Annotated in this window: 23 protein-coding genes; 18 read left to right on the top strand and 5 right to left on the bottom strand. The window is 64.1% G+C overall.

What is annotated here, in order from left to right; all coding sequences use genetic code 11:
* Nucleotide 1 precedes the first annotated feature (1 nt).
* From D1227_RS15155 to D1227_RS15240, 18 genes are all read left to right on the top strand, one after another.
* Nucleotides 2-3679 (top strand): baseplate multidomain protein megatron, encoded by a 3678-nt coding sequence (locus tag D1227_RS15155; protein WP_119405225.1) that lies wholly within the window; start codon nucleotides 2-4, stop codon nucleotides 3677-3679.
* A gap of 45 nt (nucleotides 3680-3724) precedes the next feature.
* Nucleotides 3725-4594: a DnaJ C-terminal domain-containing protein gene (locus D1227_RS15160; protein ID WP_119405226.1), complete on the top strand. Its 870-nt coding sequence runs from the start codon at nucleotides 3725-3727 to the stop codon at nucleotides 4592-4594.
* Between the two features lie 77 nt (nucleotides 4595-4671).
* Complete coding sequence (locus tag D1227_RS15165) at nucleotides 4672-4983, top strand: PepSY domain-containing protein (RefSeq protein ID WP_119405227.1); 312 nt, start codon at nucleotides 4672-4674, stop codon at nucleotides 4981-4983.
* 9 nt (nucleotides 4984-4992) lie between these two features.
* On the top strand, nucleotides 4993-5679 hold the full coding sequence (locus D1227_RS15170; protein ID WP_119377025.1) for a response regulator transcription factor: 687 nt from the start codon (nucleotides 4993-4995) through the stop codon (nucleotides 5677-5679).
* A gap of 63 nt (nucleotides 5680-5742) precedes the next feature.
* Nucleotides 5743-7107, top strand: coding sequence for an ATP-binding protein (locus D1227_RS15175; RefSeq protein ID WP_233350131.1), 1365 nt, complete (start codon nucleotides 5743-5745; stop codon nucleotides 7105-7107).
* Nucleotides 7104-7700, top strand: coding sequence for a tetratricopeptide repeat protein (locus D1227_RS15180; RefSeq protein WP_119405229.1), 597 nt, complete (start codon nucleotides 7104-7106; stop codon nucleotides 7698-7700). Before D1227_RS15175 ends, D1227_RS15180 begins: the two co-directional genes overlap by 4 nt.
* A 66-nt stretch (nucleotides 7701-7766) precedes the next feature.
* Nucleotides 7767-8192 (top strand): cytochrome c maturation protein CcmE, encoded by a 426-nt coding sequence (locus D1227_RS15185; RefSeq protein WP_119405230.1) that lies wholly within the window; start codon nucleotides 7767-7769, stop codon nucleotides 8190-8192.
* The gene (locus D1227_RS15190; RefSeq protein ID WP_119405231.1) at nucleotides 8189-10090 is read left to right on the top strand and encodes a heme lyase CcmF/NrfE family subunit; all 1902 of its coding nucleotides are present in this window, start codon (nucleotides 8189-8191) and stop codon (nucleotides 10088-10090) included. The genes D1227_RS15185 and D1227_RS15190 overlap by 4 nt, the downstream gene beginning before the upstream one ends.
* Nucleotides 10091-10507 (top strand): cytochrome c-type biogenesis protein, encoded by a 417-nt coding sequence (locus D1227_RS15195; protein WP_119405232.1) that lies wholly within the window; start codon nucleotides 10091-10093, stop codon nucleotides 10505-10507.
* Nucleotides 10508-10588: 81 nt separating this feature from the next.
* Complete coding sequence (locus tag D1227_RS15200; RefSeq protein ID WP_119405233.1) at nucleotides 10589-11836, top strand: bifunctional alpha/beta hydrolase/OsmC family protein; 1248 nt, start codon at nucleotides 10589-10591, stop codon at nucleotides 11834-11836.
* Nucleotides 11837-11946: 110 nt separating this feature from the next.
* Nucleotides 11947-13485: a Do family serine endopeptidase gene (locus D1227_RS15205; RefSeq protein WP_119405419.1), complete on the top strand. Its 1539-nt coding sequence runs from the start codon at nucleotides 11947-11949 to the stop codon at nucleotides 13483-13485.
* A 19-nt stretch (nucleotides 13486-13504) separates the two neighbouring features.
* Nucleotides 13505-14179, top strand: a complete 675-nt coding sequence (locus tag D1227_RS15210; protein WP_119377155.1) for a response regulator transcription factor — start codon at nucleotides 13505-13507, stop codon at nucleotides 14177-14179.
* Nucleotides 14176-15579 (top strand): sensor histidine kinase, encoded by a 1404-nt coding sequence (locus D1227_RS15215; protein ID WP_119405234.1) that lies wholly within the window; start codon nucleotides 14176-14178, stop codon nucleotides 15577-15579. The genes D1227_RS15210 and D1227_RS15215 overlap by 4 nt, the downstream gene beginning before the upstream one ends.
* Before the next feature lie 10 nt (nucleotides 15580-15589).
* On the top strand, nucleotides 15590-18319 hold the full coding sequence (locus D1227_RS15220) for a bifunctional [glutamine synthetase] adenylyltransferase/[glutamine synthetase]-adenylyl-L-tyrosine phosphorylase (protein ID WP_119405235.1): 2730 nt from the start codon (nucleotides 15590-15592) through the stop codon (nucleotides 18317-18319).
* Between the two features lie 49 nt (nucleotides 18320-18368).
* Complete coding sequence (locus D1227_RS15225) at nucleotides 18369-18851, top strand: EF-hand domain-containing protein (RefSeq protein ID WP_233350130.1); 483 nt, start codon at nucleotides 18369-18371, stop codon at nucleotides 18849-18851.
* A 132-nt stretch (nucleotides 18852-18983) separates the two neighbouring features.
* Complete coding sequence (locus D1227_RS15230; RefSeq protein ID WP_233350129.1) at nucleotides 18984-19481, top strand: sigma-70 family RNA polymerase sigma factor; 498 nt, start codon at nucleotides 18984-18986, stop codon at nucleotides 19479-19481.
* Nucleotides 19482-19483: 2 nt separating this feature from the next.
* Nucleotides 19484-19942 carry a hypothetical protein gene (locus tag D1227_RS15235; RefSeq protein WP_147373328.1) on the top strand — a complete coding sequence of 153 codons (459 nt, stop codon included), beginning with the start codon at nucleotides 19484-19486 and terminating at the stop codon, nucleotides 19940-19942.
* Entirely contained in the window at nucleotides 19939-20502 is a 564-nt protein-coding gene (locus D1227_RS15240) for a periplasmic heavy metal sensor (RefSeq protein WP_119405238.1), read from the top strand. Before D1227_RS15235 ends, D1227_RS15240 begins: the two co-directional genes overlap by 4 nt.
* 9 nt (nucleotides 20503-20511) lie before the next feature.
* Here the strand turns inward: D1227_RS15240 and D1227_RS15245 are convergent, their stop codons facing one another.
* From D1227_RS15245 to D1227_RS15265, 5 genes are all read right to left on the bottom strand, one after another.
* Nucleotides 20512-20910, bottom strand: a complete 399-nt coding sequence (locus D1227_RS15245) for a GFA family protein (protein ID WP_119405421.1) — start codon at nucleotides 20908-20910, stop codon at nucleotides 20512-20514.
* 4 nt (nucleotides 20911-20914) lie between these two features.
* Nucleotides 20915-22348, bottom strand: coding sequence for an amidase (locus D1227_RS15250; RefSeq protein WP_119405239.1), 1434 nt, complete (start codon nucleotides 22346-22348; stop codon nucleotides 20915-20917).
* Nucleotides 22349-22432: 84 nt separating this feature from the next.
* Nucleotides 22433-22834 carry a metallopeptidase family protein gene (locus tag D1227_RS15255; RefSeq protein ID WP_119405240.1) on the bottom strand — a complete coding sequence of 134 codons (402 nt, stop codon included), beginning with the start codon at nucleotides 22832-22834 and terminating at the stop codon, nucleotides 22433-22435.
* A 22-nt stretch (nucleotides 22835-22856) separates the two neighbouring features.
* Complete coding sequence (locus tag D1227_RS15260) at nucleotides 22857-23330, bottom strand: YbjN domain-containing protein (protein WP_119405241.1); 474 nt, start codon at nucleotides 23328-23330, stop codon at nucleotides 22857-22859.
* A gap of 15 nt (nucleotides 23331-23345) precedes the next feature.
* Nucleotides 23346-24299 carry an endonuclease/exonuclease/phosphatase family protein gene (locus D1227_RS15265; RefSeq protein ID WP_158586670.1) on the bottom strand — a complete coding sequence of 318 codons (954 nt, stop codon included), beginning with the start codon at nucleotides 24297-24299 and terminating at the stop codon, nucleotides 23346-23348.
* Nucleotides 24300-24379 lie beyond the last annotated feature (80 nt).

Below are 24379 nucleotides of genomic sequence, written 5' to 3' on the forward strand. Positions count from 1 at the left end.
CATGGGACAGATCATCCTTTCGCAGGTTGGCGCGACACTCGGCGCCAGCCTGCTTCCGAACGGCGTCGGCCTGGGCGCGCTTGGCGTATCGGGCGCCGCCATGGGTTCCATTGCCGGGTCGATTGCCGGGCGGGCGATTGATTCCGCGCTCGCCCCCACGCTGGAGGGACCGCGTATCGAGGCCTTTCACGTCATGAATGCGCGGGAAGGTGCGGGCATGGCGAATGTGTATGGGCGCATGCGCGTTGGTGGCCAGCTCATCTGGGCGAGCCGCTTCAAGGAGCGCCGCCGCGAGCGCTCGGCTGGCAAGGGCGGGCCGAAGATTTCCGACTACAGCTATTCCGTGAGCCTCGCCGTGGCCGTCTGCGAAGGCCCTGTCACGCGGCTCGACCGAGTCTGGGCGAACGGTGAAATCCTCAGGCTGGCGGACTATAATTGGCGGTTCTATGCTGGCGGCGAAACGCAAGAACCCGATCCCCTCATTGAAGCGGTCGAGGGCACAGGCGAGGCGCCCGCATTCCGGGGAACGGCCTATATCGTTTTCGAGGACCTGCCGCTCGATGCCTTCGGAAACCGGCTGCCGCAATTCAGCTTCGAGGTCGTACGGGCTGCTTCCGCCAACGAGGGGCTGCGCGCCCTTGCGCGCGGCGTGAACATTATCCCGTCGACCGGCGAATTCGTTTACGGCACCGATATTGTCCGTGAACGTTACTTTCCGGGTACGGAGCGTGCGCTCAACATGAACAATGATGCCGGTGAGGCGGATTTTCGCCGGTCGCTCGACCAGCTCCTCAGCGACCTGCCGAGCCTTGATGCGGCGACCCTGACGGTCGGCTGGTTTGGCGATGACCTGCGGGCCGGGAACTGCCGGGTCCGGCCCGGCGTCGAGACACGCGAGCGATCCACGGTCCCGTATCAATGGTCTGTTGCTGGCCAGAACCGGGCCGGTGCCTACCTCGTCAGCCAATCCGGCACGAGTGCCAATTATGGCGGAACGCCGTCTGACACTGCTGTCCTGCAGGCCATCGCGGCCTTGCAGGCCGAGGGCGTTGAAGTCACGCTGTCGCCCTTCCTGCTCATGGATGTGCCGCCGGGCAATGGGCTGAGCGACCCTTATGGCGACGCCGAACAGGCCGCCTTTCCCTGGCGCGGCCGGATCACCGAAGCGGCGGACAAGACGGCTGCCGTACGAACGGCTATCGATGCCTTCCTGGGAACGGACAATGATTTCGGATACCGGCATTTCATCCTGCATCATGCGCGGCTGGCGGCGCTAGCAGGCGGGGTCGAGGCGATCCTGATCGGCAGCGAAATGTGCGGCCTGACGCGGCTGCGCGACGAAACAGGCGCCTTTCCCTTCGTCGAGGGGCTCATCCAGCTGGCGAGTGACGTGCGTGCCATTGTCGGGCCGGATGTGAAAGTCTCCTACGCCGCCGACTGGACCGAGTACGGCGCCTATGTGCCGGGCGACGGCTCCGGCGATGTGCTCTTCCCGCTGGATGCGCTCTGGGCATCGTCAGACATCGATTTTGTCGGTGTCGACTGGTATCCGCCCGCCGGCGACTGGCGCGAGGGGGACAGCCATCTCGACCGGGTCGCGGGTTATTCGGCGGCTGATGACCCGTCCTATCTTGCCGGCCAGATGGCAGGCGGCGAAGCCTATGACTGGTATTATGCCAGCGAAGCTGACCGCGACGCACAAGTCCGTACGCCGATCTCCGATACCGCGCATGGCGAGCACTGGATCTTCCGCCAGAAGGACCTCGCTGGCTGGTGGACTGCAGCGCACCATGAGCGGCCCGGTGGCGTCAGATCAGTCAGCCCGACCGGCTGGTCGCCGGGGATGAAACCTGTCCGCCTGATCGAGATCGGCTTTCCAGCCGTCGACAAGGGCGGGAATGCGCCCAATCTGTTCTACGATCCGAAGAGCTCAGAAAGCGCCTTGCCGCCTTATTCTTCGGGAGAGCGAGACGATGTCTTCCAGCGGCGCGCTCTGGAGGCCGCGCTCGCCTTCTGGCAGGCACAGCCTTTCATTGAGCAGGTGTTTGTCTGGGCGTGGGATGCTCGTCCGTGGCCGGACTTTCCGGTTCGCGAGTCCGTCTGGCGCGACGGACCGAATTGGGCTTATGGCCACTGGCTCAATGGCCGGACAAGCCTGATCGGCCTTGCCGAGATCGTGGCCGACTTTTGTGCCCGTGCGGGCATCAGCGTCGATGCCAGCCAGCTGGGCGGGCTCGTTGAAGGCGTCGTAACGACCGGACCGGTCTCGCTGCGCCGTATCCTCGAACCGTTTCGGGTGACGGACGGGCTCGGCATGTTCGAGCGGGCTGATGGCCTGGTGTGCGTGGACGGGGCGAGCATCAGCCAGGTCAATGTGAGCGCGGACCGGCTCGTCGAGCCCGGCCTCACGCGAACCCGGCCACTTCTCGACAAGCGGCCGGGCCGCCTGCAGCTCAGCTATATCAGCGCCGACGGGCTCTATGCGCCAAGGGTGAGCGATGCGCGGTCCGATCTCGGCGATGCGGCTTTTTCCATTGAGGCAGAGTTGCCACTTGTCTTGTCCGATGCCGTTGCAACGCGGCTGGCTGCCCAGATGCTCGATGACCTGCAGGCGGCTGATACGGCCCATATCGCCTTGCTGGTCGAAGCCCTGGCGCTCGAGCCAGGCGATGCGGTGCAGCTGGACGGACTGCCGGGCGACTGGGTCGCCTCGGATATCACCGATGACGGACTGGTGCGCCACGTCTCGCTCGTCAGGGCCCCCTCAAGCGCACCGGTCCGCAGCCGGGCGCTACCCGGCGAGCCACGCCCGGCACCGCATACCGCCCAGCCGGAGCTTGTCCTGATCGACGGCCCGGCGCTATCGGGGGCGATGCCGTCAGGCCCAGTTATCGCCGTTGGCGCCGATCCGTGGCCAGGTCCTGTTATTATCCGTGCTGGCGCGACGGCGAACAGTCTCATCCCGCGCGCCGCCGCGTCCGGTCCCGCCAGCATCGCTACGCTGGCCGATCGGCTGGCCGAAGGCCCGGCGGGCCTCTGGGACCATGCGGGGACGCTGACGCTGAACATCAGTGACTCCGATCTCATGAGCCGAGACAGGCTCGACGTTCTGGCCGGGAGCAATCGCATCCTCGTGCAGAGTGGCGCAGGCTGGGAGCTGATCGGATATGAGTCAGCGAGTCTCATGACTGATGGCGTCTGGCAGTTGTCCGGCCTGCTCCGCGGCCTGGAGGGCTCGGCCATTTCACCTGCGGATGCGGGTGCTGTGTGCGTGATCGTCGACCGCGAGCTGGCGACAGCGGACATGCTGCCAGGAGAGATCGGGCGCGAGCTGGTCTGGCGTGCAGGTCAAGGTGAGACGATTGCCTTCACCTATGAAGACCGGGGCGGACTTCCCTGGAGTGTCGCTCACCTGCGGGCGACGCCGACGCCGGGCGGGGCCTTGCTGAGCTGGATTCCCCGCGGCATCGACATCCCCGTCTGCTGGGACCGTCCGGACCCGTCGCGTCAGCGGCGGTACCGGGTGGAAGCCCTGTTGTCAGGCGTCGTCGGGCATAGTCAGGAGGTCGATCTGGCCTCAGCCGCAGTGCCTGAAGGCCATGATAGCGCGCGCGTCGCTGAAATCGGAACTGACGGTCGTATCGGTCACTGGGTTTCAATCCCGCTCGGGGCATCCTAATTATGCAGCGATCCATCAACCCGAATCGAACGTGGTTATCCAGACGTGTCGCGCGACCTCTACAAAATCCTGGGCGTGTCCAAATCGGCAAGTGCCGACGAAATTCGCAAAGCCTACCGGCAGAAGGCGAAGACCCTTCACCCTGACCTGCACCCGGATGACAAGGCCAAGGCCGACCAGTTCAAGGAAGTCTCCGCGGCGTTCGAGATTCTCGGCGATGAGGAAAAGCGCAAGAAATACGACCGCGGCGAGATCGACTCCGACGGCAACCCCACCGGGTTTGCAGGCGGGGGGCAGGGTGGCTTTGGCCGGAATTACGGGGCCTATAGCGATTTTGCGCGCTCAGGCGGGTCGGCGCAGGGTGATCCGTTCGAGGATATCCTCGCCGGCATGTTCGGCCAGCAGCGCCGCCGGCCTGGTCCGCGCAAGGGCGCCGACCTTCGCTACCGGGTGGAGATATCCTTCGAGGACGCAGTGATGGGCGCCAAGCGCCAGATGACGATGGGCGATGGCAAGGCGCTCAACGTCTCCATTCCGCCCGGTATCGAGACGGGCCAGACCCTTCGTCTGAAAAGCCAGGGTCAACCTTCGTCGACGGGCGGGCCGCCCGGTGATGCGCTACTCGAAGTCCAGGTCCGGCCCAGCACGATCTGGAAGCGCGACGGCGATGACCTTCGCATGACCGTGCCGGTTCCGCTGAAAACGGCGGTGGCGGGCGGATCGGTCGACGTCCAGACGCCGGCGGGCACGGTCACGCTGAAAGTTCCGGAAGGGTCGAATACCGGAACCGTCCTGCGCCTGCGCAACAAGGGTGTCCAGTTCAAAGACAAGCCGGGCCACCTTTATGTGCGCCTGGAGATCATGCTTGAGGACCCGAAGGATCCCGGCCTCAAGGAGTGGGCCGCTGGGCGTTGAAGAGACGCCCCAACCTGACTAAAACCCACGACAATCATTCACGGGCTGTTCAGGGCTGTTCAGCCATAAGGCGTGTCATGAAACGCATCATTCTCGCTCTCGCGCTCGGCGCTGTGACCCTTGCCCAGCCGGTATCGGCTCAGGGGCAATGGGGCAACTCGTTCACCGCCGACCAGGCGCGTGACGCCCGCGAGAAGGGTGAGATCAAGCCCCTCAACGTTCTGCTACAGCCGATTCGTCAGCAATATGGCGGCAATATGCGTCGTTTCGATGGGCTCTATGAGCGGGGCGGCAAGAAGGTCTATATCATAGACTGGGTTACGGGCCGCGGCGAACTGGTGACGTTCACGATCGACGCAAGGTCTGGACGCGTGATCAGCAAAAGCTAGGTTGGGCTAATGAGAATTCTGGTTGTTGAAGACGATGCAGATCTGCGCCGGCAACTCGCCGATGCGCTGACACAGGCGGGCTATGCGGTCGATCTGGCCGCTGATGGCGAGGATGGCCACTTCCTCGGTGACACCGAACCCTACGACGCTGTGATCCTCGATCTTGGCCTGCCCAAGATGGATGGCGTGACGATCCTCGAACGCTGGCGCGATGACGGCAAGGACTTCCCCGTGATGATCCTGACCGCGCGCGACCGCTGGAGTGAAAAGGTGGCGGGCTTCGATGCCGGTGCGGACGATTACCTGACCAAGCCGTTCTACACCGAAGAATTGCTGGCTCGCCTGCGCGCCCTTCTGCGCCGGGCGGCTGGGCATTCGGCGGCTGCGCTGGAAGCTGGCGGCCTTCGGGTCGACACACGGGCCGCGCGCGCGACGGTCAATGGCCGGCCGGTCAAGCTGACCGCTCACGAGTACCGCGTGCTCTCCTATCTGATCCACCATCAGGGCCGCGTGGTGCCGCGCACCGAACTGGTCGAGCATATCTATGACCAGGACTTTGATCGCGATTCCAACACCATCGAGGTCTTCATCGGACGCCTGCGCAAGAAGATCGGTCAGGACCGGATCCAGACCGAACGCGGGCTTGGTTACAGGCTTGTCGTGCCCGAGGGCGAAGCGGCTGGCCTTGCCGGGTAGGGGCGCTGTGGCGCACGCTCGGATCTGATGAGCGAATCCAGACCTCTACGGCCAAAGCCTCGAATGTCTCTCGCGCGGCGCATGCTCATTGGTGCGATCGCCTGGAGCCTCGTTGCCGTTATCGGCGGCATCGTTGCCATGACCGTCTCCTACCGCGCGCAAACGATCAGCCTGCTGGAGCAGGAACTCGACAGCGTACTCATCACCCTGCCGCGGGCCCTGGAAGTGCTGCCGGATGGTCGCGTGACAGACATTGAGGAAAAACTGCCCAGCGACGTGCGCTTCGACCTGCCGCTGTCGGGTCGCTACTGGGCCATTGCCGCGGCACAGGAAGATGGAGCGATACGCGACGATATTCGCTCCCAGAGCCTCTGGGATGGCCCCCTGCCGCTTGCCATGGGACATGCGCAGGCAGCGCTCGCGAACCCCGGCCTGACGGTCTATGAAAATGCCCGGGGGCCGGCAGACGAACGCTTGCGGGTTGCCGCGCGTGCGATCACCGTCCCCAACCGCGACAGCCCGATCCTCATCATGGCCGCGGCCGACCGTGAGGCGACTGATGAGGGCGCGAACCAGCTGCGCTTCCTGCTCCTGATCAGCATGACTTTCCTTGCGGCCGGCACGCTGATTGCGCTCTGGGTTGGCCTGCGGCTGGCGCTGCTGCCTTTTGACCGCGTCCAGCTGCACATCTCCCAGGTGCGCGAAGGCACGCGGGCCAAGCTGGACGGCGACTATCCGGTCGAAGTTCTGCCGCTCACCCAGGAGCTCAACAAGCTGCTCGACAACAACCGGGCCATCGTCGAGCGCGCGCAGACGCATGTCGGCAATCTCGCGCACGCGCTGAAGACGCCGCTGGCCGTGCTGCGCAATGAAGCGACAGGCAGCACCCCGCTCGACGATGTTGTGCGCCGTCAGACCGAATCGATGCGCGCCAATGTCGAGCATTACCTGAAGCGGGCCCAGGCGGCTGCCCGCGCCGAAGCGCTGGGCGTTCGCACCGAGATTGCCCCGGTCGTGGACGGGCTGGTGCGGCTGCTCAACCGGCTCTTCAATGAAAGCGGCGTGACCGTGTCGTCGACCATTGCCGGCGATGTGTTCGTCCGCGTAGAGCAGCAGGACCTTGAAGAGATGCTGGGCAACATCATGGAGAATGCCTGCAAGTGGACAAAATCGCGCGTTGAAGTCTCCGCTGAGCCGGGTGACAACGGCCATATGCTGATCCATGTCGACGATAATGGCGAAGGGCTGACGCCGGAGGAAATGACCTCCGCGGTCAAGCGCGGCGTCCGCCTTGATGAGACTGCGCCCGGCACGGGTCTTGGCCTGTCCATCGTGGCCGATATCGCCGAGATGAATGGCGGCCGGCTGACACTATCTGACAGCCCGCTGGGCGGACTTCGGGCGACGATAGCCCTGCGCCGCTCATGACCCGAACCTCTCTCATCGCGCTGGCCGTAGCCGGACTGCTGGCAGGCGGGCTCTACCTCATGAACGGACGGCCTTTGCTGGCCGAGCAGCCCTATGCCGAGCGCGAAGCGGAAATCGCCAAGCGTGATGCCGCAGACCTCAATCCTTCGGAAATGCTGGCGCGGCTGCAGATGGCCGCCCGCCAGCAGCCTGATGCGCCGGAGCCGCAATATTTCATTGGTGTCCTGCTGCGCTCTCAGGGGCGCAGTGACGAGGCCTTGCGGGCTTTCCAGTCCGCCCTGCGCCGCGACGACACGCATGTCCCGTCACTGATCGCCCTGGCTGACATCATCATGATCCGCGATGGCGGCATTGTTACCGAACCGGCCGCCCAGCTATACGATCGCGCCTGGCGCCTCGATCCGAGCCAGCACCGGGCGGGCCTGCTCTCGGCTTTGCCGGCTTATGAGGCTGGCGATATCGAGGCGGCCGAGGCCCACTGGCAGGAGGTGCGCGAGGACATGGAGCCTGGCGATCCCCTGTTTACGATGCTGGAGGTCTTCAAGTCGCAGATAGACGAGGCGCGTGAGGCCCCCGCGGAGCCGGGCGAATAGGGAAGCTATCTTAGCTGATTAGGTCGCAGTGCGTTTTGATATCTCGTCCTGTATAGGAGGCCGGTCATGAGAGCGAGAACCAAGAGACTCTGGGGCGTTGGCGTTGCCGCGGCCCTCCTGATCGGGGCGGTTGCGCTGGCGACAGTGGCCCTGCGCCAGCATGCGGACCTGTTCTACACGCCGGGGCTGATCGCCGAGAAAGGCCTGCCGGATGTGGGCAAGCGCGTTCGTGTTGGCGGCTGGGTCCAGGAAGGCTCGCTTGTCTATGGCGAGGGCGCCGATATGACATTCCTCATCGAGGATGCCAGCGCCAAGACCGTGACGGTCAGCTATACCGGCATCGTCCCCGATCTCTTTAGGGAAGGCGAAGGTGTCGTCGCGACCGGCCGGTTCGACGAACAGGGCGCGTTCACCGCCGAGAGCATCCTGGCCAAGCATGACGAGAATTACGAGCCACGTGAGCTGAAGAAGGCAGGACAGGCGACTTCATGATCGAAGCCGGCCACTTCGCGGCATTCCTCGCGCTTGCATTCTGCGGTTTCCAGGCCGGGTTCGGCCTCGCGGGAGACCGGGCACGGTCCGGCCTGTTCGCGTCGCTCGGTTTTGCCGCGATGGGGTTTGCGTTCCTGACGCTGATCGTCGCCTTCGCGCGGTCGGACTTTTCGGTCCAGCTGGTCGCGGCCAACTCGCATACGCTGAAGCCCTTCGTCTACAAGATTGCCGGCACCTGGGGGAACCATGAAGGCTCGATGGCGCTCTGGTGCCTGGTCGGGCTTGGATTTGGCGCAGCCGCCGACTGGCTCATGAAGTCGGACCGGCGCGCCTTCGAGGCGCGGGCGCTCGGCGTGCAGGGCCTGCTCAGTCTTGGCGCGCTGGCCTATCTCCTGTTTGCCTCATCGCCCTTCACCCGGCTCGACCCGGCACCCTTGCAGGGGCAGGGGCTCAATCCGTTGCTTCAGGATCCGGCGCTCGCGATCCATCCGCCGATGCTCTATCTCGGCTATGTCGGCTATTCTTTCGTGTTCGCGCTGGCGGCGGCCGGCCTGATTGAGGGACGGATCGACAGGCAATGGGCCAGGATGGCGCGCGGCTGGGCCCTCGCAGCATTCGTCCCGCTCACCCTCGGCATCGCGCTCGGCAGCTACTGGGCGTACTACGAGCTGGGCTGGGGCGGCTGGTGGTTCTGGGACCCGGTCGAGAATGCGAGCCTGATGCCCTGGCTGATCGGGGCGGCGCTCATGCATTCCCTGATCGTAACGGAGAAGCGAGGCAGCTTCAGTGCGTGGACGGCTCTGCTGGCGGTGCTCGCCTTCTGTTTCTCGATGCTTGGAGCCTTCCTGGTTCGTTCGGGCGTGCTGACCTCGGTACACTCCTTTGCTGTCGATCCCCTGCGCGGGTCCATCCTGCTTTTTGGCTTGCTGGCCTTTGGCGGGTTTGCGCTGGTGCTTTTCGCCCTGCGGGCCCCGAAACTGTCGGGTGGTCCGGCCTGGCTGGCGGCCAGCCGCGAAGGGGCGATGATGGGCAACAACCTTGTCCTGACCGTCGCCACCGCAACGGTCATGCTGGGCACGCTCTTCCCGCTGATTGCCGAAGCCGCGGGCCAGACCATTTCCGTGGGCGAGCCCTATTTCAACCTGACTTTCACCCCCATCATGGCGCTGGCGCTGATTGCCTTGCCTGTGGTGCAGGCCTGGGCGTGGGGCAAGGCGGATCTCTCTTCGCTCTGGAAATGGGCGGCCGGGTTTGCTGGTCTTGTCGCAGTCTTCTGGCTGGCCGGCATCGGGCCGATGGACATACCGCTGCTGGCTGGCGTCGGCCTCGCAATCGGGGTCTGGCTGCTTTTCGGTGCAGGCCAGGAAGCCTGGCGCCGGGCAAAGACACTGGAACGCCTGCCGAAACTGCCGCTTCGCGTCTGGGGCATGACGCTCGCCCATGCCGGTCTCGGCATTTTCATCGTCGGCGCCGTCCTGCAGACCTCGGGACGCACGCAGACGACGCTCGCCCTTCAGGAGGGCGAAACACAGTCCATCGCCGGCTGGCAGGTGCGCCTTGATGACGTCTCAAGCGTCGAGGGGCCGAACTGGTATGCCGAACGTGCCACGCTGACAGCAGAGCGCGGCGGCTCGGAAACCCTGCTGCAGCCGCAGAAACGCTACTATCCAGCTGCCCGCATGCCCACAACGGAAACCGCCATTCACAAGACCGGAATGGGCGACCTCTACGTCGCGCTGGGTGACGGGCGTCGGAACCGGGCAGGCGAGACCCGCTGGACGTTCGAAGTCTTCTTCAACCCGCTTATCGACTTCATCTATCTCGGTGTTACCCTGATCGCGATTGGTGCCGGGCTCAGCATGTTCGGCAAGCGGACGAAAGCCAGGCCAGAGTCCTAGATGAAGACGGTACTTGCCTCCCTCCTGTTTCTTCTCGCCGCCGAAGGCCCGGCGCATCTCGACGATCCCGAACAGGAAGCCCGCGCGCAGGACCTGATGCGTGAAATCCGCTGCGTCGCCTGCGAGAATGAGCCGATCTCCAATTCGGGCTCCGACATTGCCGCAGACATGCGAGAGCGGGTGCGGGCCATGGTCTCCGAGGGCAAGTCGAACGAGGAAATAAGGGCCTGGTTTTCCGAGCGCTATGGCGAATTTGTCCTGTTCCGGCCAAGCGCGGATGGGCCGGGCGGCTGGCTGCTCTGGGGAACGCCATTCGTGCTGCTGATTGCCGGCGGGGCTTTGGCATTCGCCATAAGGCGCCGGCGTGACCGCAGCCGTGACACCATCGAGCCCGTGGCCCCTGAAGAGGCCGGCTGACGCAGGTGTGATCGAAAAACTCATGGCCGTCCGCGATGGGTATACCTATCTCGGACGCCTGTAGCTGGAAGGTGAAACGCCATGCATTCGGAAACGGTTCGCTTCGAGGGCGCAGACGGACAGACGCTGGTTGGACGGATAGACCACCCTGTCGGCGATGTTCGCGGCTGGGCCATCTTCGCGCATTGCTTTACCTGTTCGAAGCAGTCGCGCGCCGCGCTTCGCGTTTCCAAGGGTCTTGCCGAACGGGGCATTGGCGTGCTGCGTTTCGATTTCACCGGGCTCGGCGAGTCCGATGGCGACTTCGAGACGACCAACTTCTCCAGCAATGTTGCCGACCTTGTCGCCGCTGCCGGCTGGATGGCGTCCAAGGGCTGTGGACCGAGCCTGCTCGTCGGCCATTCGCTTGGCGGTGCGGCGGTGATCGTTGCGGCCTCGCAGATCGATTCGATCAAGGCGGCCGCGACCATCAATGCACCGTCGGATGCCGAGCATGTGATCCACAATTTCGCCGACAGCCTCGCCGATATCGAGGCAAAAGGTCAGGCAGAAGTCTCGCTGGGCAACCGGCCCTTCACGATCACGCGGCAATTCGTTGAGGATGTCCGCGCCTCGCACGTGACCAATGCGCTCCGCTCGCTGCGGCTCCCGCTGCTCTTTCTGCATGCGCCGACCGACAATGTGGTCGGGATCGACAACGCGACCGGCCTGTTCATGGCGGCGCGGCATCCCAAGAGCTTTGTCAGCCTCGATGATGCCGATCACTTCCTCTCCAATCCGGATGACGCGGCCTTTGCCGCCAGTGTTATCGCCGCCTGGGCCAACCGGTATATCGACGGGCCTGCCAATGACGGCGACCTGATTGACCAGACCCATGACGTGATTGTCCGTGAAACAGGCGAGGCCGGGCCATACCAGAACGAGGTCTTCATCAATGGGCGGCGCTATCTTGCCGACGAACCGGAAGATGTCGGCGGCTCGGATACCGGTCCCGACCCCTATGAATGGGTAACGACGGGGCTCGGTGCGTGCACCTCCATGACACTTCGCATGTATGCCGCGCACAAGAAGTGGCCGCTCGAACGCGTCACCGTGCGGCTCAATCATGAGAAGAGCCACCGCGAGGACTGCAAGACCTGCGGGCCGAAGGACAAGATCGATGTCTTCACCCGAGATATCGAGATCGAAGGCGCGCTTGATGAGGAGCAGGTCGCCCGGCTGAAGGAGATCGCGAACCGTTGCCCTGTCCACCGGACCCTGGAGGGTGAGCTGGAAGTCCGGACCCAGATCAGCCTGTCGTCCGGCAAAAAATCCAATGAAAACGCCTGACTGCCTTACTCATGTCTAAATGATCTTTAATTCAGGAATGGTCTGGCGCTGTCCTAGCATCGCCCCCACTATCGATGGGGCGACACACGATCAGGAGGTGAGTGATCAAGATGAAGTGGTTTGGTATTTCTAAGCAGGCTCTGGCCGCGGCTGTTGCCGGTGCCGGTCTGACGGGCGCTCTCGTCTACGTCCCGCAGAATTTTCAGCAGGCTGACGCGAAGCAACCGATCACTATTGAGGCGCCCCAGGGCGCCCCGCTCAGTTTTGCGGACCTCGTCGAAAAAGTCAGCCCTGCAGTGGTCAGCGTGAACGTTGTCTCCGAGCAGGAAGTCTCCGGCATGGGCAATATGGAGCAGTTCTTCGACCGCTTCCGCGGCCTGCCAGGCTTTGACGACTACATGCAGGAGCGCGAGCAGGAAGAGGGCGAAGACAGCCCGCCTCGCACCCGTGAAGCGCGCTCGCTCGGTTCGGGCTTCTTCATTTCCGATCAGGGCTACATCGTCACCAATAATCACGTCGTCCAGGACGCCACCGAAATCGAGGTTGTGCTGGAGGATGGCCGTGAGCTTGAAGCTTCGCTGGTCGGGACCGATCCGCAAACCGACCTCGCCGTCATCAAGGTCACAGAGCCGGGCAAGTATCCTTATGTCGAGTTCGAAACCGACGCAGAACTGCGCCGGGGTGACTGGGTCGTTGCGCTTGGCAACCCGTTCGGTCTTGGCGGCACGGCAACGGCCGGCATCCTTTCAGCCGATGGGCGTGAGCTTGGCGGCGACAGTCCCTATACCGATTTCCTCCAGATCGATGCGGCCATCAACCGGGGTAATTCCGGCGGCCCGACCTTCGACCTGCATGGCCGCGTTGTCGGCGTGAATACGGCGATCTTCTCGCCCACCGGCGGCTCTGTCGGCATCGGGTTCGCCATTCCGGCCGAACTCGCTGTCGAGGTCACCAGCGCCCTGATCAAGGACGGCAAGGTGTCGCGCGGCTGGCTCGGCGTCACGATCCAGGATGTGACGGACGATATGGCCGAAGCCCAGGGCCTCGCCGAAGTGCGCGGCGCCATCATCGCCGACGTCAATGACGAGAGCCCGGCTCGCAAGGCTGGCTTGAAGCGCGGCGATGTCATCCTCTCGGTCAATGGCCGGGATACCACCGATGCGACGTCCGTGACGCGTATGGTCGGCAAGCTGCTGGCCGGTTCGAAGAATGAGTTCACCGTTCTTCGGGACGGCAAACGCCAGAAGATCAGTGTCACGGTCGGAGAGCGCCCGGTCGATCCGAACGCTCTTGTGCCGTCGAGCCGCGACAGCTCAGGCTCTTCCAGCGGCGATGCCGAAGAAGGCCCGCTCGGCGTCAGCCTGCGGCCGCTCGATTCCACGGCGCGTCAGGCCCTCGGCCTCGACGAGGACGAAGCCGGCCTGATCATCGGCGATATCGACAATGACAGCCCTCTCTACGAGGCGGGCCTGCGCCCGGGCATGGCGATCCTGTCGGCATCCTACATTCCGCTGAAGTCCGTGAAGGACCTCGAAAAGGCAATCGACGAAGCCAAGGCGAAGGGCCGCGACAAGATCCTGCTCGCCGTGCGGAACGGCCAGCGGACCCAGTTCGTTACGCCCGAGATCACCAGTTCGTCGGAAGACTGAGAGTAGAGGAGTGCCCATGATGCGGGTCTTGGTAATCGAGGATGATCGCGAGCATGCGACATTCATCAACAAGGTTCTGTCCGAAGCCGGTCACGATGTTGAGACGGCCTATGACGGAGCCAATGGGCTTGCCATGGCCCGCGACCGGGAATTCGATGCCCTGGTCGTCGACCGGATGCTGCCGGAGAAAGACGGGCTGAAGCTCGTCGAGGAGTATCGGAACGGGGGCGGACAGACGCCGGCCCTTTTCCTCTCCGCCCTGTCGGACGTCGACAATCGCGTCGAAGGCCTGAAAGTGGGCGCCGACGACTACCTGGCAAAGCCTTTCGCACCGGCTGAACTCGCCGCACGCGTCGAGGCCCTCGGCCGGCGTCAGTCCAAGGAAGAGCCGCCTGTCACCAAGCTGAAGGTTGGCGATCTCGAGATGGACCTGCTGGCCCGGAAGGTCTGGCGGCAGGGCCAGAAGATCGACCTGCAGCCGCGTGAATTCCGCCTCCTGGAATTCCTGATGCGGCATGCCGGCCAGGTCGTCACCCGCACCATGTTGCTTGAGAAGGTCTGGGATTATCATTTCGACCCCCAGACCAACGTCATCGACGTGCACATTTCCCGCCTGCGCGCTAAAATCGATAAAGATTTTGATGAAGCCCTCCTTCAAACGGTGCGCGGCGCGGGTTACTGCCTACAGGCATGAAATCTGGCCCCTTCGCGTTTGTCCGGACATCCACCTTCCGGCTGGCGCTCGTCTACTCAGTCCTTTTCGGACTGTTCTCATTCCTGCTGCTTGCCTACCTCTATCAGGCGACGGTCGGATCATTGCGAGCCGAAGCAGACGAGCGTCTCGACGCGGAAATGCGGGCCTTGGGCCTGGCCTACAATGCCGGTGGACTTGAACGGCTTGAACAATCTGTCATCGAGAGGGCGCTCGTACCGGGCGCCCCTTTTCGTTACCAGCTAGAGACCCCCGACGGTGAACGCATCATCGGGGACTTTCCCTACCTGCCGGTCTCACCGCCTGAACCGGTCGGTGAAGTCCGCATGGTCAGCCTCTCCATCGAAATGCCGCGCGGCAATGGCGAAACCGTCGTCACCGAAGCTGAGGGCCGGATTGTCCGGCTGGCGAATGGCAATGTCCTGCTGGTCGCCATCGAAACCGGGGAGCGCGGCCGGATTGTCCGACGAATTACATCCGCCGTCACCACGGCAGCGCCCATCGGGGTATTGCTGGCACTGGTCGGCGGCATCTTCATTTCGCGATATGCCGCCCGCCGCGCCGAGCAGCTGACGCGCACGACCGAGGAAATCGTCGCGGGCAACCTCTCCATCCGCGCGCCGGTGCAGGGCTCTGGCGACGAATTCGACCGGCTGGCGACGCACCTCAACACCATGCTGGAGAAGCTGGAGCGCCTGATGGCAGCGAGCCGGCACTCCGGGGATGCGATTGCGCACGACCTGCGCTCACCGCTTTCGCGGCTCCGGAACCGGCTGGAAGAGGCCTTGCTGAGCCCCATGGACCAGGAGTCGGCACGCGAGACACTGGCCAGCACGGTGGAAGAGGTCGACCGCGTGCTGCTGACCTTCAATGCGATCCTGCGGCTGTCGCGCCTCGATGCGGGGTCCGAAGGACGCATGGTCAAGATCGACCTGCACGATGTTCTTGAGGAACTCGCCGAACTCTATGAGCCGGCCTGCGAGGATGCCGGGCTGACCTTCCACAGCGACATTTCCCAGCCGATCATCGTGCTCGGGGATCGTGAGCTGATCGCCCAGGCCGTTTCGAACCTGCTCGACAATGCGATGAAATACACGCCGGAAGGCGGCACGATCCGGTTCACGGCCCGCCGAACGTCGGATTCGGTCGTGATTACCGTGTCAGACGACGGGCCGGGCATCCCGGAACACATGCGCGACAAGGCCAAGGAACGCTTCTTCCGGCTTGATTCCGCACGCACCCAGTCTGGGTCCGGGCTGGGGCTTGCGCTGGCCGATGCTGTCGCCGAACTCCACAAGGGACATCTCGATCTCCTGTGGACACAAGGCCCGCCTGAGCCAAAAGGCCTGAAAGCGGTTTTAACCTTGCCGCGAGACAAGTAAGACAGTCTCGATGCTGGATATCAGACCCCTGGCCGAGACAGGCCGCGATGCCTTTGAGGCCGGGACCGACCTCGCCCCCTATCTTGCCAGGCTCGTCCGGCGAGCGCCTCAAGCCTATTCCCTGCTGCAACGCGAAGGCGCCACCGAGCTTGCCGCGCATGCGCTGAAACAGGCGAAGGATGCCGCAGCTCTGGAGGATCGCGAGGAAGCGATGACGGCGCTTCGCCAGGCCAAGCTCGCCAACCACATGGCTGTTGCGGCAATGGACCTGTCCCGGTCCCTTCCTGTCCACGACCTGACCGGGCACCTGACCGGCTTTGCCGATGCGGCCGTTCAGTCGGCGCTGACGATTGCGCTTCGCCAGCGTTCGCTGACACAGGACGGCATCTTCGTGATTGCGCTCGGCAAGATGGGTGCATTCGAGCTGAACTACTCATCCGATATCGACATGGCGGTCTTCTTTGATCCAGCCGTGTTCTATGAGGGCAGCATCGAGGCCGGAGATCTCGCGAGCAAGGTGGTGCGCGATGCAATGCGGATCCTCGAGGAAGATACTGGCGATGGCTATGTCTTCCGCACCGACCTGCGCCTGCGTCCTGATCCCGGATCGACACCGCCGGCCGTGTCCACGCAGATGGCTGAAATCTACTATGAAAGCGTCGGCCAGAACTGGGAGCGCATGGTCTGGATCAAGGCGCGCGCCTGCGCCGGCGACATCCGGGCGGCCGACCGCTTCATCGGGATGCTGGAGCCCTTCGTCTGGCGCCGCCATATGGACTACTGGGCGATTGCGGATGTGCAGGCCATCAAGCGGATGATCAATTCGCGAACCAGCGCCAGCGATCTTGCGGACACATCGCCGGACCTGAAGCTCGGCCCGGGCGGCATCCGCGAGATTGAGTTCTTCGTCCAGACGCAGCAGATCATCATGGGCGGGCGCAACAGCTTCCTGCGCCACCGCAAGACGCTGAAAAGCCTTGATGCGCTCGTCGCCGCCGATGCTGTCGATGCGTCTGTCGGGAAGGAGCTGACCGAAGCTTATGAGGTGCTACGCAATATCGAGCACCGCATCCAGATGCTGGAAGACCAGCAGACCCACCGTCTGCCATCCGATGAGAACACCCGCCTGCGCGTCGCAAAACTCTGCGGCCATGATGATCTGGCCGCCTTCGACCGCGCCGTCGCCGAGGTCCGGAAGACGGTGCACGGCCACTACCGTGACCTCTTTGCCGAGGAAGAGCGCAAGCATGAGAATGCCGTGCAGGGCAATCTCGTCTTTACCGGCGTCGATGACGATCCCGGAACGGTGGAGACGCTGAAGGCCTACGGTTTTTCCGATCCCTCGCGCATCATTGCGACCATATCCAACTGGCACCGCGGCAAGACGCCGGCGACGCGTACCGCCCGGGGGCGCGGCCTGCTGACGGCTCTGTTGCCAGACCTGCTGGCGGCGATGAGCCGGACCGGCGAGCCGGACATGGCCTTCACGCGGTTCACCCGTTTCTTCGAGGGCCTTCGGTCCGGCATCCAGACCCTGTCCATGCTGGCCAATGAGACAAGCCTCCTGGAAGACCTCGTGACCACGCTCGCCATCGCGCCGCGCCTGTCGCAGACCCTGGCGCGACAGCCTGGTCTGCTTGAAGCGCTGGTCACGCCGAGCGGTCAGGAATATCCACCCGCCCTCTCGCGCGGGGCCGATTTCGAAAGCCAGATGGATGAGGTTCGCCGCTGGCAGAATGAGCGCGCCTTCCTCATCGGTCACCGCCTGCTGCATTCGCGCCTGCCGGCCCAGCAGGCTGCGCTTGCCTGGAGTGACCTTGCCGACCATTGCGTCCAGCTGATGTCCGAGGCCGCCGCGATCGAGACCGCCCGGCGTTATGGTCCGCAGCCCGGCAACTGGATGATCGGCGCGCTTGGCAAGCTTGGCGGACGCGAGCTCACGGCCGGGTCCGATCTCGATCTCATCATCATCTTCGAGGATGATGGCGATGCCGCCAGCGAGGCCGGGCACTGGTTTACCAAATTCGCCCAGCGCCTGATCACCGCGATTTCCGCCGAGACCGCCGAAGGCAGCCTCTACGAGGTCGACATGCGGCTTCGGCCTTCGGGCAGGGCAGGCCCCGTCGCGACGTCCCTTCGGGCTTTCGACCGCTACCAGCATCATGATGCCTGGACATGGGAGCTGATGGCTCTTACGCGCCTTCGCCCTGTGGCGGGGCATGACGCGCTCGGCGAGCGGGCGCTCGAAATCGCCCATGATGCCATCGTGAATGGCAAGCCGGATGATGAGCGGCGCGCGGATATCCTAGACATGCGCCGCCGCCTCTGGAAAGAGCGACCGCCGCGCGGGGAGTGGGACCTGAAGCTCGCCGATGGCGGCCTGGTCGATCTTGAGTTCATTCTGCAGCAGGAGATGCTGCTGTGCCATAGTGCCGATTGCGTCTTGCCGACCGTCATCGATGCAGCGGAGACGCTCGGAGAGGCAGGGCGGCTGACCGCTGACGAGGTGAAGACGATCACGTCGAGCTTCTCCTTCCTTCAGTCCATTCAACAGATCCAGCGCCTTGCTGTCGGAGCCGAGCTGACGGCGGACCAGTTTTCCGAGGGCCTGAAAGCCCGTCTTGCCCTCGCTGCAGGGTGCGAGCGTTTCAGCGAGGTCGAGAGCCGCTACAGGTCTGTCCGCAAGCAGATCTCAGACCTCAGGTGTGAAAAAATCGGCACGCTCGCGACGGACTCCTGAGGCTTCCTCGTTCCACGCTGTGGGGCATGAAAAGAGGAAGACCCGAGACATGAAGACACTTGCAATTATCGCATTGATGGCTGGCACAGCGACCGTCGGTGCAGCCGGCCTTGCTGCGGCCCAGCCGCATCATGGCGGCATGGCAAACATGATGGAACGGTTCGATACCAATGGTGACGGCCAGATCACGAAAGAAGAAGCAGAGGCGGCCAAGGCGGCGCGCTTTGCCGAGGCCGATACCAATGGTGATGGCGGTCTGAGCATGGCCGAGATGCAGGCCTTCCACGCAGCCGAGAAGGCGCGCCGGATGGAAACCATGCGCCAGCGCATGTTCGAAAAGGCTGACGCCGACGGAAATGGCGTCATCAGCGCCGATGAATTCGAAGCGCGCGGCGCGCCGATGTTCGACCGCATGGACGCCGATGGCGACGGTGTGATCACCGCTGACGAGATGCAGGCGATGCGGGACCGGCGATGCGATGGCGCTATGGGCGATTGCCCGCGCCGCGGTGGTGGCCCTGGCCCTCGATAACTTGATCTGGCGGCGGCCGGAGCAGCGTTTGCGAATTTCCTCCCTCGCAACCTGCGCCGGCCGCGCTAGTCTGACTGGGTGTCAGCGATCAGCGAACGAGATGAGATCGCACGGGCGGCGGCTGGAGACCGGATGGCACAGTCGGCCCTCGTCAATCGTCACATGCCGGTCGTCTGGCGTGTGGCCTTTCGCATGCTTCGCGACCGGCAGGAGGCCGAGGATGTGACGCAGGAAACCTTCCTCAGGGCCTGGAAGATGCTGCCGGACTGGGAAGACCGGGCAAAATTCTCGACTTGGGCCTGCACCGTGGCGATCAATCTCTGCCGTGACCGCCTGAAGAAGAAGAAGCCGGTCCTGATGGACGAACTGCCCGAGCAGGCGGACCTGGCCCTGCGGCCCGAGCAGGCGCTGACGCAGAAACAGGCAAGTGCCCGAATCAAGGCGCTGGTCGATGCTTTGCCGGAGCGCCAGAAAGAAGCGCTCACCCTTTGCGCCTTCGAAGGGATGGGCAATATCGAAGCGGCGGAGACTTTGGGGGTCAGCGTCGAGGCGCTGGAGAGCCTGCTGGCCCGGGCGAGACGGAAACTGAGGCTTGAGCTGGCCGGTGACAGCGGAACAGGAATGAGATGATGATGACAGATGACCGCCTCCATGCGCTGATTGCGGCCTATGGCGCCGATCCGGCTTTCTGGCCGGAAGACGAGCGGGCGGCCGCCGAAGCCCATCTTGCGGCGGATGCCGGCCGGTTTGCAGCGGCGCTGGAAGAAGCGCGCGCCCTGGATCTTGCCTTTGCGGAGGCCGATATCCCCGACGCCCCGTCGGGACTGGCAGCGCGTATCCTGGCCGAAGCGCCGCAAGCGGCGAGACCGGGCGCCAGCTGGGCTGGCCGCTTGGGCGATATCCTGTTTCCCAATGGGCTGCGCTGGCCGGCCGGCGCGACAGCGGCTGCCCTCGTGATGGGATTGACGGCCGGTGTGTTCACGGCGCCTGCCACCGCCGATGATGGCTATCAGACGGCAAGCGAGGACCTCGTCTATGGCGCCCTCGGCTATGGCGGCTTCGATGCCTATGTCGAGGAGGTCAGCGGATGAGCCAGCAGCGAGCGCTCTCGACCCTAGGCATCGTGCTGGTGATCTCGCTCATCGCCAATGCCCTTCTGGTCGGTCTCTGGATCGGTAACACGGTCGGGCGTGGCAGCAATACGCCAGTTGAACGCGGGCCGCGCGGCGGCGGCGAGGATGCTGTCATCGCGCGCGCGCTCGAATCGGTTCTCCCGGACGGGGCCCGGCAGGACATGCGCGCGGCTTTCCGCAAAGGGCTACGCGAGGCGGCGCCCTATATGCGGGAGAAGCATCGTGCGCGCCAGCAATTGAAGGATGCGCTCGCGGCTGATCCGTTCGACCCGGCGGCCCTCCAGCAGGCGTTTGAAGATATCCGGGCGGCCGATGAGCAGCTGACCCGGTCTTTCCACGCGGTCCTGTCCGAAGAACTGGCGACCCTGTCGCCAGACCAGCGCGCAGAGCTCGTCGCGTGGATGGACAGGATGGAAGCTCGGCGCCGCGCCTGGCACGGCCGGTTCGGCGAAGACGGCCATGGTCCGCGAGGCCACCATAACGGTCCGCCGCCGCCGCTGGATGACCAGCCGGACTAGAGGCTAAGTCTATCCGCGGGACTTGTGGGCCAGACGCGCCGCGTTGGCTTCCCAGTTCTGCCCGTCGAAATTGGTGATCTTCGCGTCCATCGCCTGCCAGTCATCGAGGCATCGCCAGGTGATGCCGTAACCGTCCGGATTGGAGCGCGGGACGTAGAAGCTTTTGATCCCGCAGACCCGGCAGAAGAGATGGCGGGCCGTGCCCGTATTGAAGCGGTATTCGGTCAGCAGGTCTTCGCCTTGCAGCAGCCGGAAGCGGCTGGCCGGGACGATGATGTGGTCATTGCCGCTCATCGCGCAGATCGTGCAATTGCAGTCCTCGACCTCGACATGACCGGGCAGGTCGACCTCGAAGCGCACGCCGCCGCAATGGCAGCCGCCAGCATGGGTGGTCAGCGTATCGTTCATGAACTCAGTCGAACCAGACAGGCGGACGCCGGCCAATCCACGGCGTGGCCCGCTCGATCTGGCCTGCGATGGAATAGAGCAGGTCCTCACGGCCGAGACGGGCGCCGAACATCATGCCAAGCGGCAGATTGTCGGCGGTCTGGTGAAGCGGCAGCGAGATGGCGGGCCAGCCCGTCTGGTTGAACACCGGGCACCAGGGCGCAAAGCTTGTCACGGCTTCGCCATAGGCGTCCATGTCCTCCGGATCGAGGCTGAGCACGCCGAGCTCGACTGGCGGGCGCGACAGGGTCGGGGCGAGGACCAGATCGTAATTGCCATGGTCCATGAAGGTCTCGAACTCGAAGGCCGCCTGCAGGAAGGCATTGTTGGTGCGGACAAGTTCGGCCATCGGGATGGTCCGCCCGAATTCGATGAAACGCAGGGAGACCGGCTCGAAATCGTCCGCGCCGATCTTGCGCCCGAAGGCCTGCTCGCGCTCGTCGGCAATCGCCGCCATGGCGGAGGACACGATCATCATCATGCCCTTGCCGAGCGCTTCGCCGTTGAGGGTCGGGCCGGCTTCCTCGACCGTATGGCCGAGCGATTCCAGCAGTTTCGCCGTGGCGTCGAGGCCGGCGGTGGCTTCCTTGTCCGGGGTGATCCCGTTGGGCGCGGTTCGCCAGAGCGCGATGCGCAGCGGTCTCGGGTCACGCTGGGCGGCGGTGAGATAGCTGGTGCCCGACGGCGGGGCGATATAGCGTCCGCCCCGTTCCTGCCCCTGCGTCGCATCGAGCAGGGCGGCGCTGTCGCGAACGCTGCGGGAGACGCAGTGATTGGTCGACAGGCCGAACCAGTTCTCGCTGAGCGGCGGGCCCATGGGAACACGTCCGCGCGAGGGCTTCAGGCCGACCAGCCCGGTGCAGGCCGCCGGAATGCGGATCGAGCCGCCACCATCGCTGGCATGCGCCATGGGCAGGACGCCGGACGCCACCGTGGCGGACGCGCCGCCCGATGAGCCGCCCGAAGTGCGCTCGGTATTCCAGGGGTTGCGCGTCTTGCCATAGAGCGCGCTTTCGGTGGAGGTGGTCAGTCCGAATTCCGGACTGGTCGTCTGGGCGAAAATCACGAGACCGGCAGCCTTGTAGCGCTGGGTCAGCGTGGAATCGAAATCGGCGACGGTGTCCTTGAAGGCGCGCGACCCGCTGGTCAGCGGCAGCCCGTTGAGGCGGACGCCAAGATCCTTGGTCGCGAAGGGCACCCCGGCAAATGGCCCGTCGGGAAGCCCGGCCGCGATCTGCTCGCGCGCATGATCCTCGAAGATTTGCGAGAAGCAGTTGAGCGGCTCTTGCGCCGCTTGGGCGCTTTCAAGGGCAGCATCGAGCAGTTCGCCCGGTGTGACTTCCTTCTTCCGGACCAGATCGGCCAGGGCCGTCGCATCCTGATCGGCGAATGCCTTCATTGCTGAGTCTCCTCCCTCACCCTCGGTTTTTGCAAATCTATCGACCGAAGCTCGTAAAGGGCAAGGCAGGGCGACGGATTTGCTTCAATGATCGTGTCCGGCTTCATCCAGCAGGTCGTGCATTTCCTCGTCCGACCAGCCGAAATGATGGCCGAGTTCGTGGATCACGACATGTTCGATCAGCTCGCTGAGAGTCACATCCGGACGTGTCTGCAGCTCCGCCAGGAGGGGGCGCCGGTAAAGGAAGATGCGCGCCGATTCCGGGCTTGGAAACGTCACGCTGTCATGGATCAGCGGAATGCCCTGATAGAGACCGGTCAGGTGCATCGGATTTGAGATGCCGAGATCCCTCAGCACATCGCGGTCGGCAAAGTCCTGAACGTGGATCACGATCCGGCCGGCAGCCTGCCGGAAAGACTCGGGCAGGCCGGCATAGGCGTCTTCCGCCATGGACTGGAATGTATCAAGGTCAGGAACGTCACGCATCAGTCGGTCTTCCGCCCGGCTGTCAGTCGTTCACCCAGTGCTTCACATAGGTGTTCACGGCCTGCTCGAAGCGCTGGACGTCGCCGCCATCGATAACCGACTCACCGGACACGTCGATGACATAGTCGATGCCGACAAGGTTGCCGTCGCCATCCTCGGCCGGGAACACGAAGGCCCGTCCGATCGGGAAGCTGTCATTGTAGCGGTTCGTCTTGAGCAGCGTTTCTTCGTCGATGTCGCCGTCGATCTCGAAGGCCGTAAACATCACAACGATACCGCACTCATCGAACTGGTCGCACTCATCAAGGCGCACATACATGGAGCGCTCGTTCAGCCGGGCATTGATCACATGGGCATCCTGGCCAACGCCGGTCGAACTGGCGATCTCGGCGCCATAGGCTTCGAGTACCGCTTCCACATCGCTGGGTGTGACCGGTCCGGCCTGCGCGGCGAGCGGCAGGCAGGCAGCTGCTGCCATCGCGTACAGAGCTTTCATGAAGGCATTCCTTGATCAGTTTACACGGGGTCGCTTGGGCGGAGTCTCGCATGCACCGCGGCAGGGCGCAAGCGAGCTGGCGCCTTCTTCTCCGTCGCCGTCATCGAGCGTCAGCGCGCCCGGCTCCGGGACCCAGATGTCGAACTGGGTCAGGCGATGGTCCGAGCCCAGATTTTCGCCGACGCTGTGATTGTTGCAGACAAGACCCCCCCGGCAGAAGGCAAGGTCGATCGGGATGGTCAGGAAGCGGGCGAGGCCGGGCGTATCCATCATGTCGTCAATGTTCACCCGGCCCGGCCAGGTGCCGGCCCAGCGCTCATTGGCCAGGTGGAAGCCGAGATCATCCTGCATGCGCCGGCCGATCCGGCCCCAGGGCACCGAGTTGAAGTCACCCAGGACAACCAGCGGACCGTCAATGCCATCGAGCATTGTCCTCAGTGCCCGGTAGTGGCGCATCTGCGCTTCCGGCTCCTTGAAGGGCCAGGGGCGCGTGAAGTGGGCAACGACGACGGTGATCTCGCCATTCGGCGTCTCGACTCGGGCATGCAGCGTTGCCGGCTCATAGTCGCGCTTGCGGACCTGATAGTCCTTGATCGGGTATTTCGAGAACAGGCGAAGCCGGGCCCAGCTGTAGCGCCGCGTCTGTGCTTTCGCCATATAGGGCCAGCGCTCCTGCAGCCGGGCTTCCCATGGCGCCAGCGTGTCGTCACGGGCCTCGACGAGGGCGATGATGTCGGGATCCTCGCGCTCGACCTTGTTGACGATGCGCTCGAAGACGATGTTCTCGACATAGATATTGTGCTGGTAGACCTTCAGCTTCACCGCGCCATCCGGGACCGGGATGACGGGGTCATGCAGGATCGGCGCACCCGAGATGAGGCCGGCCAGGGCTAGCGGAATGAACCCGCCATGCTTCAGGCTGATGCGCGGCCACAGCATGAAGGCGACCAGCAGGACCGGCGCGGCCACCAGCACCCAGATCGAGGGCAGCAGGAATTGTGCGACGGCGTCAAAAAACCAGTGCTGCCGGGCAAGATGAGAACCCAGAA

It is taken from the genome of Henriciella mobilis (assembly GCF_003576315.1).
Lineage (GTDB): Bacteria > Pseudomonadota > Alphaproteobacteria > Caulobacterales > Hyphomonadaceae > Henriciella > Henriciella mobilis.

Excerpts from the sequence above, each read along its gene's own strand:
- D1227_RS15170 (WP_119377025.1), top strand. The coding sequence starts at position 4,993 with ATGAGAATTCTGGTTGTTGAAGACGATGCAGATCTGCGCCGGCAACTC.
- D1227_RS15260 (WP_119405241.1), bottom strand. The coding sequence starts at position 23,330 with ATGAAAGCTCTGTACGCGATGGCAGCAGCTGCCTGCCTGCCGCTCGCC.
- D1227_RS15165 (WP_119405227.1), top strand. The coding sequence starts at position 4,672 with ATGAAACGCATCATTCTCGCTCTCGCGCTCGGCGCTGTGACCCTTGCC.
- D1227_RS15225 (WP_233350130.1), top strand. The coding sequence starts at position 18,369 with ATGAAGACACTTGCAATTATCGCATTGATGGCTGGCACAGCGACCGTC.
- D1227_RS15190 (WP_119405231.1), top strand. The coding sequence starts at position 8,189 with ATGATCGAAGCCGGCCACTTCGCGGCATTCCTCGCGCTTGCATTCTGC.
- D1227_RS15175 (WP_233350131.1), top strand. The coding sequence starts at position 5,743 with ATGTCTCTCGCGCGGCGCATGCTCATTGGTGCGATCGCCTGGAGCCTC.
- D1227_RS15185 (WP_119405230.1), top strand. The coding sequence starts at position 7,767 with ATGAGAGCGAGAACCAAGAGACTCTGGGGCGTTGGCGTTGCCGCGGCC.
- D1227_RS15155 (WP_119405225.1), top strand. The coding sequence starts at position 2 with ATGGGACAGATCATCCTTTCGCAGGTTGGCGCGACACTCGGCGCCAGC.
- D1227_RS15200 (WP_119405233.1), top strand. The coding sequence starts at position 10,589 with ATGCATTCGGAAACGGTTCGCTTCGAGGGCGCAGACGGACAGACGCTG.
- D1227_RS15220 (WP_119405235.1), top strand. The coding sequence starts at position 15,590 with ATGCTGGATATCAGACCCCTGGCCGAGACAGGCCGCGATGCCTTTGAG.
- D1227_RS15250 (WP_119405239.1), bottom strand. The coding sequence starts at position 22,348 with ATGAAGGCATTCGCCGATCAGGATGCGACGGCCCTGGCCGATCTGGTC.
- D1227_RS15230 (WP_233350129.1), top strand. The coding sequence starts at position 18,984 with ATGGCACAGTCGGCCCTCGTCAATCGTCACATGCCGGTCGTCTGGCGT.
- D1227_RS15205 (WP_119405419.1), top strand. The coding sequence starts at position 11,947 with ATGAAGTGGTTTGGTATTTCTAAGCAGGCTCTGGCCGCGGCTGTTGCC.
- D1227_RS15195 (WP_119405232.1), top strand. The coding sequence starts at position 10,091 with ATGAAGACGGTACTTGCCTCCCTCCTGTTTCTTCTCGCCGCCGAAGGC.
- D1227_RS15240 (WP_119405238.1), top strand. The coding sequence starts at position 19,939 with ATGAGCCAGCAGCGAGCGCTCTCGACCCTAGGCATCGTGCTGGTGATC.
- D1227_RS15210 (WP_119377155.1), top strand. The coding sequence starts at position 13,505 with ATGCGGGTCTTGGTAATCGAGGATGATCGCGAGCATGCGACATTCATC.
- D1227_RS15245 (WP_119405421.1), bottom strand. The coding sequence starts at position 20,910 with ATGAACGATACGCTGACCACCCATGCTGGCGGCTGCCATTGCGGCGGC.
- D1227_RS15235 (WP_147373328.1), top strand. The coding sequence starts at position 19,484 with ATGACAGATGACCGCCTCCATGCGCTGATTGCGGCCTATGGCGCCGAT.
- D1227_RS15215 (WP_119405234.1), top strand. The coding sequence starts at position 14,176 with ATGAAATCTGGCCCCTTCGCGTTTGTCCGGACATCCACCTTCCGGCTG.
- D1227_RS15255 (WP_119405240.1), bottom strand. The coding sequence starts at position 22,834 with ATGCGTGACGTTCCTGACCTTGATACATTCCAGTCCATGGCGGAAGAC.
- D1227_RS15180 (WP_119405229.1), top strand. The coding sequence starts at position 7,104 with ATGACCCGAACCTCTCTCATCGCGCTGGCCGTAGCCGGACTGCTGGCA.